Origin of the sequence: Bacteroides sp. MSK.20.12 (genome assembly GCF_019052435.1) — a bacterium.
In the GTDB taxonomy this organism is placed as follows: Bacteria; Bacteroidota; Bacteroidia; order Bacteroidales; family Bacteroidaceae; genus Bacteroides; species Bacteroides xylanisolvens.
The window spans coordinates 52,137-65,193 of the sequence record NZ_JAHQVH010000020.1; the positions used below are offsets into that span (position 1 = coordinate 52,137).

Sequence of the window (13,057 nt, forward strand, 5' to 3'; positions counted from 1 at the left end):
AAATAAGAAAGCCGGCTAAACTTGAAATTAGCCGGCTTTCTTATTCTTCATTCTTCATTTATCATTCTTCATTTAAATGATATATTGTGAACTGATAGATTCGTTATTCATTACTCGTTTGATTGTTTCAGCAAACATGTCGGCAATGCTTAACTGTTTCACTTTCGGGCATTTCTTAGCATAAGGGATGCTGTCAGTAAATACCATTTCTGTCAGGGCAGACTCTTGCACACGGAAAGAAGCCGGATCAGACATTACGCAATGACTGGCGATAGCGCGTACAGATTGGGCACCGGCTTCCAACATGATGTTGGCTGCTTTGGTGATTGTTCCTGCTGTGTCTACGATATCATCAATCAAGACAACGTTTTTACCTTCCACGTCACCGATGATTTGCATAGATGCTACTTCATTGGCTTTTTCACGTGATTTGTTGCAGAGTACCAATGGTACGCCGAGGTATTTGGAGAAAGTGCTGGCACGTTTTGAACCTCCTACGTCCGGTGTAGCAATAACCAGATTTTCCAATTGCAATGACTGGATGTAAGGGAGGAATACAGCTGATGCGTACAAGTGATCTACCGGGATATTGAAGAATCCCTGGATCTGGTCAGCATGCAAATCCATCGTAATCAGTCGGTCGATACCTGCAACAGACAGCAGATCAGCTACCAACTTAGCCCCGATAGATACACGAGGTTTGTCTTTTCTATCCTGACGAGCCCATCCGAAATAGGGGATTACAGCTACAACGCTCTTTGCTGATGCACGTTTAGCAGCATCAATCATCAGGAGAAGTTCCATTAAGTTGTCTGAGTTAGGGAAAGTGGATTGAACCAGGAATACATGTGCGCCACGAATTGACTCCTCGTATGAAACCGCAAATTCGCCATCGGCAAAATGGGTAATGTTCATATTTCCCAGAGGACAATCCAGGCTCGCGCAGATTTTTTCTGCAAGATATCTCGAGTTCGTTCCCGAGAATACCATAAAGGGTGCTTTTTCGCTCATTTTGTAATAGATGTTACCTATTTGTTAATTTGCCTGCAAAGGTAGGAATTTCTCTTATTATTTAGAAGGACTTATTGTATAAAAAATATTTTTCTCTCCAACTTATCGGAAATATTTGTAGATTTGCTTTCTGAAAACAGTTAATAGTCAAAAATGAGTTCACGTTTTCCTTTATATATAATAGGTATAGTGTTGTTTACCTCTTTTTTTTCGTGCACTGATATGGTGCCGACCAAAGAGGTGCGCCTGATTGATTCTTTAAACGGGAAAGCGTATACTTATCGTTATCGAAGCTTGGATTCCTCCTATAAATATGCCAATGAAGCTTATCAACAGGTAAATTTTTATAAGTCGGGGAAAGCGGAGGCATCTAATAATCTCGGATTCTGTGCTTTTATGGCGATGGATTTTGACCGGGCGGAAGCGTTGCATAAGGAAGTATATAAACTGACTAAAAATGAGCTTGAACTGTTGATTGCTGATATCGGACTGATGAAGATTTGTCAGCGGACAGCTATGAACAAAGAATTTTATGATTATCGTAACAGTGCGCTCCGGCGTATGAAACGTATTCGGGAAGAGAGTGATTTGTTTGCTGACCGCCACGAGGCACTTCGACTGGATTATGCTTTCACCGAATTTTTCATTGTTTCTTCTATTTATTACTATTATCTTCAGCAAAGGCAGGAAGCCATCGCATCTCTCAATCAGATCCCGGAAGATGAAGTATTGGCAGATACGAATCAGTTGCTTTATTATCATTATATCAAAGGATCGGCTTCATTGGTGGAAGCCACCAAGCCGGAGGATAGGAAAATGCGTGAGTTTGACCAACTATATATAACCTGGAGGACTGCGGTTCAGACTAATCATCCTTATTTCGAAGGAAATGGTCTGCAAGGGTTGGCTAATCTGATGGTTTCTCCCAATAACTTCGAACTCTTCCGAACAAGGAGGGGATATGCGCTGGATCAGTTCGGTTTTCCTGTAGATTCGCTTTTACCTTTGCGAATGGCACAGCTTGCGCTTGAAAAATTCCGGGAGTATAATGATTTGTATCAGATTGCCGGTGCGTATGTATCTATCGGTAAGTATATGAATGAGCACGGACGTTATTCGGAAGCATTGGATACGCTTACAAAAGCGTTGGATTGTGTGAACCAACACCATATGCTTTATTATCATCATGCAGTGGATACGTTGGACAAGTTGCGTATTTATGCGGAAGGAGATACGACATATACTGGAGTACCGTGGATTATGGAGGAAGACGTAAGGACGGTGCCTGAATGGATTTCGAGGATTCGGGAACAATTGAGTGTATCGTATGCCGGGCTTGGAATGAAGTATGCTTCTGATTACAACCGAAATATATATCTGGATATTCTGAATTATACTCGTCAGGATAAAGAGTTGGAGAGTCGTTATCTTTCGTTGGAATCCGATTCACGACAAATGACGCTTGTGCTTTCTTTGGTTATTGCCGGACTTGTACTGGTGGTTATTCTTTGGTGGTTTTTCAATAAGCGATCTAAAATAAGGAATCAAGTAGATGTGGAACGTCTGCAACGGATACTGGCTCTTTGCCGGGACATCACTTCTTCTATACCAATGAATGTTCCGTTAATTCAACAAGGCATCGACCAACTGTTCGGAAAAGGGCGTCTTCAACTGGAAATTCCGGAGGAAGGAAAAGCGGCACTGGTTCCTTTGCATCGGTTGAACCGTGATGAAAAAGCGTTGGTGCACGTGCTTGAACCGTATATCGTTTGGGCTGCGGACAATGAGCAGATGGTAGAAGCGTTGAGTGACGAGCGGATGCAATTGGAAAAGCAACGATATGTTTACGAACAACATATCGCGGGAAATAAACGCCAAAATCTGATTAAGAAGGCTTGTCTGGCCATTGTGAATGGGATAAATCCTTATATCGACCGTATCTTGAATGAGGTGCATAAGTTGACGGAACGAGGATATATCGATCATGAAAAGATAAAGAAAGAGAAGTATCAATACATTGACGAGCTGGTAACTACGATTAATGAATACAATGATATTTTGGCTCTTTGGATTAAGATGAAGCAGGGGACGCTTAGCCTGAATATTGAAACGTTCGATCTCAATGAACTCTTTGAACTGTTAGGCAAAGGGAGACGTGCTTTTGAAATGAAAAATCAGAAGTTGGAAATAGAACCGACTACGGTTATGGTGAAGGCTGACCGGGCATTGACTTTGTTTATGATTAACACGCTGGCGGAAAACGCCCGAAAATATACTCCGGAAGGAGGAACAATCAAAGTGTGTGCCCGTACTATGGACGCGTATGTCGAGATTTCCGTAGAAGACAACGGAAGGGGGATTTCCGAAGAAGATGTGGCTCGTATTATCGGTGAGAAAGTATATGACTCTCGTGTCATCGGAATGAAGAATGTAGCTGATCCGGAGGTTCTGAAGGAAAATAAGGGCAGTGGTTTCGGACTGATGAATTGTAAGGGAATCATTGAGAAATATAAGAAAACGAATGAATTGTTCCGGGGATGTGTCTTTGATGTAGAGAGTGAATTGGGGAAGGGGAGTCGTTTCTATTTCCGTTTGCCTTCGGGAGTGCGTAAAGCGATGGGAGTCTTGTTGCTTTGCCTGTTGCTTCCGTTTGGGGTGAGCTCTTGTCTGCATGATCCGATTCCTCCCATGTTGCAGGAGGGCGATTCGATAGTGGTGGTTACGGATTCTGCCTATGAGGATTTACTGGATGCAGCGTCGGATTATGCGAATGCTGCCTATTTTGCTAATGTGGATGAAAATTATGAATTTGCTTTGCAATATATAGATTCTGCTATACTCTTGTTGAACGAGCATTATGAGAAATATGCGCGTCCGGATCGTCCGCATCGGTATATGAAGCTGGTGGGTGAAGGAACGCCTGCCGAAATCAGTTGGTGGAACGAATTGTTTGATTCGGATTATCATGTGATTCTGGATATCAGGAATGAGGCGGCGGTTGCTTTTTTGGCTTTGAAACAGTTGGATGCATACAGTTACAATAATTCGGCATTTACGGATTTGTATAAGTTGCAAGGAGAAGATCAGACTCTTGAAGCATATTGCCGACAGTTGGAACGGTCGAATACGAATAAGACAGTAGGAATTATTTTATGTTTTGTTCTACTGATTGTTTCTTTGGTCGGATACTATTTCCTGTATATGAGAAAACGTTTGCAGAATCGTTTGAATCTCGAACAGGTACTTGAGATTAATCAAAAGGTATTTGCGGCATCTTTGGTCAGACCGCAGGAACAAGAAAATGCAGAGGCACTCCAACGGGAGGAAAGTACGCTTAAAGAAATCCCGCAACGTATTGTGGATGAAGCATTCGCTTCGGTGAATGAACTACTGACAATTGACCGGATGGGAATTGCCGTTTATAACGAAACGACACATCGGCTGGAATACGCTTCTCGTCCCGGGCAGGAAATGCCGGAGATGGTAGAGCAGTGTTTTAGTTCCGGAGAATATCTTTCTGAACAGCATCTTCTGGCAATTCCGCTGATGGTGGAAGCAGGAGGTGAACATCAATGTGTCGGTGTGCTTTATCTGGAACGCAGGGAGGGAACAGAACAGGAAACAGACCGGCTGCTTTTTGAACTGGTAGCGCGATATGTGGCTATTGTCGTATTTAATGCAGTGGTGAAACTGGCTACTAAATACCGGGATATTGAATCGGCGCATGAAGAAACACGCAGAGCTTCCTGGGAAGACAGTATGTTGCATGTACAGAATATGGTACTTGACAACTGCTTGTCGACAATTAAACATGAGACGATCTATTATCCGAATAAAATCAAACAGATTGTAGGGCGGTTGAATACACAGAAGCTTTCGGAAACGGAGGAGCGTGAAGCGGTGGAGACTATGACGGAATTGATTGAATATTATAAGGGAATCTTTACGATTTTGAGTTCGTGCGCTTCCCGTCAATTGGAGGAAGTCACTTTCCGGCGTACTGTGATTCCGGTGCAGGAGCTTTTGGACGCTGCCGGAAAATACTTCAAGAAATCAATGAAGAACCGTTCGGAGAGGATAGAACTGGAGATAGAATCGATGGAAGCGAAGGTGATAGGAGACGTGAACCAGTTGCGTTTTCTATTGGAAAATTTGATTGATGAAGCATTGACTGTGCGTGAAGATGGGGTGATACGTCTGCAAGCACGTCTGGATAATGAATATATTCGTTTTCTCTTTACGGATACGAGACGTGAAAAGAGTGTGGAAGAATTGAATCAATTATTTTATCCGAATCTGGCACGTATGACTTCCGGTGAGAAAGGGGAGTTGAGAGGAACGGAATATCTGGTATGCAAGCAGATAATCCGCGACCATGACGAATTTGCGGGACGCAGAGGATGTCGTATCAATGCCGAACCGGCTGAAGGCGGAGGATTTACGGTTTATTTCACCATTCCGCGCCGATAAAAGGAGAACACATAAAAGTTATTAGATAAGAAACATGGAAGAACAGAAGTTTAAAGTTATTATCGTAGAGGATGTAAAACTGGAGTTGAAAGGGACAGAAGAAATATTCCGTCATGAAATACCGAATGCGGAAGTGATCGGTACGGCAATGACGGAAAGTGAGTTCTGGCCGTTGATGGAGGCGCAGCTTCCCGATTTGGTATTGTTGGATTTAGGACTGGGAGGTTCTACGACCATTGGTGTTGACATTTGCCGGAATATATTCAAACGCTACAAAGGAGTCCGGGTACTGATCTTCACAGGTGAGATTCTGAATGAAAAGTTGTGGGTGGATGTATTGAATGCCGGTGCCGACGGAATTATCCTCAAAACGGGAGAACTACTGACGAAAACAGATGTGCAGGCTGTGATGGACGGAAAGAAGCTGGTATTTAACTATCCGATTTTGGAAAAGATTGTAGATCGTTTCAAGAAATCTGTAGCCAACGATGCCAAGCGTCAGGAGGCGGTCATCAGTTATGACATTGATGAATATGACGAACGTTTTCTCCGCCATTTGGCATTAGGATATACGAAGGAGATGATCGCCAATCTGAAAGGGATGCCTTTCGGCGTAAAATCATTGGAGAAACGACAGAATGATCTTATCGGACGCCTTTTCCCGAATGGAGAACGGGTGGGAGTGAATGCTACCCGATTGGCAGTACGTGCACTGGAATTGCGTATTATCGATTTGGATAATCTGGAGCCTGACGAAGAATAAGTAATGGCAAGTAATACCTCTGGAAAGTAATGAAGAATAAATGGCGTATGCCCCATCCCGCTACGATGTTCCTTCTGCTGACAATGGCAGTGGTCTTTCTTTCATGGATATGTGATATCTATGGGTTGAAAGTGACATTGCCGCAGACAGGTGAGGACATTCGTGTACAAAGCCTGTTGAGCCCGGAAGGAATCCGTTGGTGGTTGCGGAACGCTATTAAGAATTTCACGGGCTTTGCTCCGTTAGGCATGGTGATAATTGCTATGTTTGGATTGGGAGTGGCACAACATTCCGGTTTTATTGATGCATGTATCCGCATGGGGGTGGGAAACCGACAGGAAAAGAGGAAGATCGTCTTGTGGGTGATTGTACTTGGCTTGTTGTCGAATGCCATTGGTGATGGTGGATATATCATTTTATTGCCTATTGCTGCTATGCTGTTTCAATGGGTGGGGCTTCATCCGATTGCAGGGATTGTTACGGCTTATGTTTCCGTTGCGTGTGGGTATAGTGCTAATATTGTATTGAGTACGATGGACCCGTTGTTGGCGCATACCACGCAAGAGGCTGCACTGGCACAAACGGGTTATCAGGGGAATACAGAACCTCTTTGCAATTACTTTTTTATGAGTGCTTCAACGGTGGCCATTACGGCTATTGTGTATTGGATTACTCAAAAATGGCTTCTTCCTACGTTAGGTAAGTATGAAGGCAGTATGAAGGTGGTGGCTTACCATCCTCTGTCTCGTAAAGAGCGGCGTGCCATTATGATTTCCATTGTTGTGGCAGCTATCTATGTGGCTCTTATCTTGTGGCTTACTTTTTCTTCTTATGGAATTTTGCGGGGTGTGAATGGTGGTTTGATGCATTCGCCTTTTATTGCCGGTATTTTGTTTTTGCTTTCTTTGGGAGCAGGTATTACGGGAATGGCTTATGGATTCAGTTCCGGACGGTATCGCACTGACAATGATGTGATTGAAGGACTTACGCAGCCAATGAAGCTTCTTGGAGTGTATTTCGTTATCGCTTTCTTCGCTGCGCAGATGTTTGCCTGTTTTGAATATTCCCATCTGGATAAATGTCTGGCGATTATGGGGGCTGACTTGCTTTCTTCGTTTGAACCGGCTCCTTTGTCTGCTCTTGTTCTGTTTATTCTGTTTACGGCATTGATAAATCTGATTATGGTATCTGCTACCTCCAAATGGGCTTTTATGTCTTTTATCTTTATCCCGATGTTTGCACAGATGGGAATTGCTCCGGATATAGCACAATGTGCTTTCCGTATCGGAGATAGTTCGACGAATGCCATTACTCCTTTCTTATTCTATATGCCTCTGGTGCTTACCTATATGCGGCAATATGATAAGCAGATTACGTATGGTTCATTGCTGAAATATACTTGGAGATATTCATTAGGCATCCTGGTTGTCTGGACATTGCTGTTTATCGTTTGGTATTTGTTGAAAATACCGATGGGATTGTAGGGTTAAGGAATGATTGCCGGGCTCCGGTTTATCTGATTGGAATTTTGTTTTTCTGAATTAATCGCTATATTTGCACCGTTCCTTAAAGAAAGACAACGAATGAATCTACCAGAAATCTCTGAAAATCTAATTGAACAGTTAAATCACGGTAATACAAAAGCATTTGATAAAATCTATCATACCTACTACCTTTATTTGTGTGCGATAGCTGTTTATTATGTGCATGACAAGAGGGTGGCAGGGGAGATTGTGAATGATGTCTTTGTCGCTTTTTGGCAGAATCGCCACCATATCACTCACCCGGCTCTTCCGTACTTGCGGCGTGCTATTCAAAACGCAAGTATTAGTTATCTGCGTTCTTCCTACTTCAACGAAAAACAGATGACGGAACAGATGGAAGAAATCTGGGCTTTTCTCGAAAATCATATTCTTTCTTCCGATAATCCTTTGCAGGCATTGGAGCATAGCGAAATGAATACCATCATCATGAAGAAGGTGGAGGAATTGCCAGCCAAATGCCGTGCCATATTTAAAGCAAGTTTGTATGAGGGTAAGACATACAGTGAAATTGCCGAGGAGCAGAATATTAATGTGACCACTGTAAGAGTACAGATGAAAATAGCATTGACTAAGCTACGCGAATCATTGGGTACTCCTTATATGATAGCTATTTTGATGTTTCTCTAAAAAAAATCGCTTTTCTTTTAAACGTTTCTTTTTTTATTGCGTATCTAGTTATATACACCCATAGAAAAAGTACGTTTATGAATGACTCTTATCATATAGAAGAATTGGAAATCCGGATAAGCAACTATCTGTCCGGTAACTGCACCGAAGAAGAGAAAGAAGCTCTGTTCGCTTATCTGGCTTCCAATGAAGATGCAGCTAAAATTTTCCGGGAGATGTCCGCAGTATGGGCTGTTTCTTCTGTGCCTGCATTTGCCAAAGTAGAGGATGCTAATTTATCACAGATAAAAGAAAAAATAGCCGCTGCTGAGATGAAACCTGTCCGTTCGCGGAAGATAGTTCCTGTGTGGCTGAAGGTAGCTGCTGCAATTATTTTGTTGTTGGGCTGTAATTACTTCTGGTACACTTATACTGAAAATCTTACGGAAGTATATACGAATGCGGATTCTCCTTATGAAATTAAAGTGCCAGCTGGTTCGCGGACGAATATTGTGCTTCCGGATGGAACAGAGGTTTCATTGAATGCGGGTTCTGTGTTACGTTATTGCCGTGGGTTCGGTATTCGTGAACGTGATGTTACGCTTGATGGCGAAGGATATTTCAAGGTGGCGAAAAATGAGAAGATTCCTTTCTTTGTAAATACGAATGGTGTACAGGTAAAGGTGGTAGGGACTGTTTTTAATGTACGCGCTTATGATGACGATAATTATGTAATGGTATCTTTGTTGGAAGGTCGTGTCAATTTAGCCACTTTGTCCGGTTCGGTAATGAAACTATTCCCTAGCGAACAGGCTTTTTACGATAAGAATACGGGCCGCATGGAGAAAATGAAATCAAATGCTAGTTCTGCCTGTGACTGGTTGGATGGTGGCCTGACATTTGAAGATGCTCCGTTTGCCGACATCGCACACCGTCTGGAGCGCAAATTCCAGGTGAAGATCAGTTTAGAGAGTGAACGTCTGAAAGCGGAACGCTTTTCCGGATGTTTCAATAGTAATCAAAGTATCAATGATATATTGGGAGAAATCAACGTTGAGAAGCAATATACATGGAAAGTTAGTGGAGACACTATCTTTATAACTGACAAGAAAAAGGAGGTAAAATAAGAAAAAGTAAAGTATGATTGGGAACTTAGTCGATAGATATATCGGCGGTTCAGCGTTGTATAGAAAGATATTATGTTAACCTTTAATAGTGAAAAATATGAGATTAATAGTAAAAAGAATATTATTAATGCTTCTGCTTTTGTCTGTAGGAAACGTTTTGACTGGTGGTTTCCAGCTATCGGCACAGGAACAAAGTAAGCGATTCAGTGTGAAAGTAGATAATATTACTTTGAAAGAAGCCATTGAAGTAATAAAGAAGCAAGGCAATTACTCTTTCCTGATTCGTAATAATGACATTGATTTGAATAGGAAAGTCTCTGTGAATATAAATAACGGTACTATTAATGATGTGATGGGACAATTGCTGGCCGGTACGGACGTCAGTTATGAAGTGAACGGACCCCGGGTGATTATGTTCCATGCAGTGACACCGCAGAAAGAACAGGAAAAAGCGTTTGTCTTAAAAGGTAGAATCACTGATCCTACAGGTGAAGGGGTGATTGGGGCAAATGTGAAAGTGGTCGATTCTACGGAAGGTACCATTACGGATATGGATGGCAATTTTTCTTTGATGGTTACTCCGAATGCCCGTTTATCCATATCGTATATCGGCTATGCCACACAGGAAGTGGTGGTGAAAGATCAACGTCCTCTCAATGTAACTTTGAAAGAAGATACTCGGTTAATAGACGAAGTAGTAGTTGTTGGTTACGGCGTACAAAAGAAAGCGAACCTGACAGGTGCGGTGAGCAGTGTGAAGATGGATGATGTTTTAGGTGACCGTCCGGTGGTGTCTGTGAGTGACGCTTTGAAAGGGGCAATGCCCGGCTTGCAGATTACAGGTAATTCAGGAAGACCCGGTGAAGAAATGAGTTTCAACATTCGTGGTGTCAACAGTTTGGATAAGAATGGGAAACCGCTGGTGCTGGTGGATAACGTGGAGATGGATATTAATATGCTCGATCCGAACGATATTGAATCGGTGACTGTTTTGAAGGATGCGGCATCTTCTGCTATTTACGGAGCACGGGCAGCTTTCGGTGTGATTTTGATTACTACAAAGAAAGGCTCGGATGCAACTAAACTCTCTATTAATTATTCAAATAACTTCTCTTTTAGCAGACCTGCCAATATGCCTCATAAGGCTACTCCGCTCCAAACGGTACAGGCTTATAAGGACATGGGGACAATCAATTATCAAAGTGGTCAGAACGTAGATACCTGGTTGGGACTTTTGAAGGAATATAATGCTAATCCGTCTGCATATCCGGATGGTTATGCAATGGTGGACGGGCTGCGTTATAGCTTGGCAGAAACTGATCTTTTCGATGATATGATGGAGACTGGTTTCCAGCAAACTCATAATATTTCGGTAGGTGGCGGTACGAAAGATATTTCTTATCGTTTCTCCTTCGGTATGGTGAATGAAAATGGGGTACTGGCTTCGGATAAAGATACGTACAAGCGTTACAATGTGTCTTCTTATCTCCGTTCAGATGTGTTTTCATGGATTACTCCGGAATTGGATATTAAATATACGAACTCTAACTCCTCTCTGCCGGAAACTTCCGGAGGATATGGTATATGGGGAGCAGCAGTCGCATTTCCTTCTTATTTTCCTACTGGAACAATGAATATTGACGGCGAAGAATTACCGATCAATACTCCTCGTAACTTGATTGATCTGGCATATCCGACAACTATTCAAAAGAATAATCTTCGTATTTTCGGAAAGGTTACGATCAGTCCTTTGAAGAATGTGAAGTTGATTGGTGAGTATACATTCAATCATCTAAGTAACGAGAAAACGAAATTTGAGAAGAAGTTCTATTATGCACATGGAGGTAACTTTGTGAAAGAGGTTTCCACTGCCAATTCCAAGTATGAATATTCCAATGGTATTACGGATTATAATGCATTGAACTTCTATGCTAACTATAACAACTCATGGGGCAAACATGATGTAACGGTGATGGGAGGTTTCAATCAGGAGAGTAGTGATTATCGTTATGCTGAGATGTCGCGTATGAATATGATTAATGAAGATCTGCCATCTATTTCGCAGTCGACAGGTGATTATTTTGCTAAAGACAAATTTGAACGTTATACGGTAAGAGGGTTATTCTATCGCATTAACTATTCGTTTGCCGGCAAGTATTTGCTTGAAACGAACGGACGTTATGACGGTTCTTCCAAATTCCCGAAGAATAGCCGTTTCGGTTTCTTCCCTTCGGTTTCCGCCGGATGGCGTATCAGCGAGGAAGCGTTTATGAAACCTTTGAACTCTGTTCTTTCGAACTTGAAATTGCGTGGTTCTTGGGGTAATATTGGAAATCAGAGCATCACTCCTTACGCATATATTCCCGGTATGGATGCGGAACAGGCTTATTGGACTGTTTCCGGTATTAAAGTTACTACTTTGAAACCAGCTGCTTTGGTTAGCAATAGCTTTACTTGGGAAAAAGTAACGACAATTGATGTCGGATTCGATCTTGGGCTATTGGATAACAGATTGAATATGGTGTTCGACTGGTATCGTAGAGATACTAAGGGTATGCTTGCTCCGGGCTCTGAACTTCCGGGTGTATTAGGTGCAAGTGCCCCTTTACAGAACACGGCTGACCTTCGTTCTAAAGGTTGGGAAATCTCGGTTGACTGGAACGATCAGATCGGAAAAGTGAAATATAGCATAGGCTTTAATCTTTACGATGCGAAAACAAAGATTACTAAATACAACAACGAAACAGGACTGTTTGGCAAGGACAAGAACGATAATGAAACATATCGCGTAGGAATGGAACTGGGTGAAATTTGGGGGTATGTGACCGATCGTTTGTACACAGTAGATGATTTCGATGCAGATGGCAAACTGAAGCCGGGTATTGCTAAAGTGGAAGGTTATAATCCGAATCCGGGAGATATATTATATAAGGACTTGGATGGTAATGATATTATCAACAGTGGTACCAGTACAACGAAAGATCCGGGAGACCGTAAAATCATTGGTAATAATACCCGGCGTTATCAGTATGGTATTCATGGTAGTGCAAGTTGGAACGGTTTTTCTCTGTCATTCTTGCTACAAGGAGTTGGTAAACGAGATTTGTGGGTGATGAACGATCTGTTTTATCCGCATTATGATGCTTGGACTACCGTTTATGATTCACAGTTGAATTATTGGACTCCGGAAAATACGAATAGTTATTTCCCCCGTATTTATGAGAAAGCGGCCGGAAATACAGATGCCAATACACGTGTACAAACTCGTTATCTACAGGATGGATCGTATTTAAGTATTCGTAATATAACGCTTTCTTATAATTTCCCGTCTAAGTGGATGAGTAAGATTGGAGTTAATAATTTGGCTGTGTTCTTCAGTGGTGAGAATCTTTATACGTTCGACCACTTGCCGAAGGGACTTGATCCGGAACGTTCTGTCACGGATGATTTAGGACAACGTGGTTTTACCTATCCGTATATGAGACAGTATTCGTTCGGTATAAACCTTTCATTCTGATTGTTTCACAACTTAAAGA

Annotated in this window: 7 protein-coding genes; 6 read left to right on the plus strand and 1 reads right to left on the minus strand. The window is 42.2% G+C overall.

Features of this window, described 5'->3' with window-relative positions; translation table 11 throughout:
* Nucleotides 1-72: 72 nt before the first annotated feature.
* Complete coding sequence (locus KTR06_RS12200; protein ID WP_008022499.1) at nucleotides 73-1,011, minus strand: ribose-phosphate pyrophosphokinase; 939 nt, start codon at nucleotides 1,009-1,011, stop codon at nucleotides 73-75.
* Between the two features lie 153 nt (nucleotides 1,012-1,164).
* On the opposite strand from KTR06_RS12200, the gene KTR06_RS12205 reads away from it, so the two are divergent.
* The 6 genes from KTR06_RS12205 to KTR06_RS12230 all read left to right on the plus strand — a co-directional run bounded on the left by KTR06_RS12205 (nucleotide 1,165) and on the right by KTR06_RS12230 (nucleotide 13,038).
* A complete protein-coding gene (locus tag KTR06_RS12205; RefSeq protein WP_217290379.1) occupies nucleotides 1,165-5,481 on the plus strand; it encodes a DUF5113 domain-containing protein in 4,317 nt (1,438 codons plus the stop codon).
* Nucleotides 5,482-5,515: 34 nt separating this feature from the next.
* Nucleotides 5,516-6,244: a DUF5932 domain-containing protein gene (locus KTR06_RS12210; protein ID WP_004317459.1), complete on the plus strand. Its 729-nt coding sequence runs from the start codon at nucleotides 5,516-5,518 to the stop codon at nucleotides 6,242-6,244.
* 29 nt (nucleotides 6,245-6,273) lie between these two features.
* On the plus strand, nucleotides 6,274-7,728 hold the full coding sequence (locus KTR06_RS12215) for an AbgT family transporter (protein ID WP_004325842.1): 1,455 nt from the start codon (nucleotides 6,274-6,276) through the stop codon (nucleotides 7,726-7,728).
* 99 nt (nucleotides 7,729-7,827) lie between these two features.
* Nucleotides 7,828-8,415 carry an RNA polymerase sigma-70 factor gene (locus KTR06_RS12220; RefSeq protein ID WP_004308903.1) on the plus strand — a complete coding sequence of 196 codons (588 nt, stop codon included), beginning with the start codon at nucleotides 7,828-7,830 and terminating at the stop codon, nucleotides 8,413-8,415.
* Between the two features lie 77 nt (nucleotides 8,416-8,492).
* Nucleotides 8,493-9,521, plus strand: coding sequence for a FecR domain-containing protein (locus tag KTR06_RS12225; protein WP_004295831.1), 1,029 nt, complete (start codon nucleotides 8,493-8,495; stop codon nucleotides 9,519-9,521).
* A gap of 127 nt (nucleotides 9,522-9,648) precedes the next feature.
* Entirely contained in the window at nucleotides 9,649-13,038 is a 3,390-nt protein-coding gene (locus tag KTR06_RS12230) for a TonB-dependent receptor (protein WP_032851196.1), read from the plus strand.
* The last annotated feature ends 19 nt before the right edge of the window (nucleotides 13,039-13,057 follow it).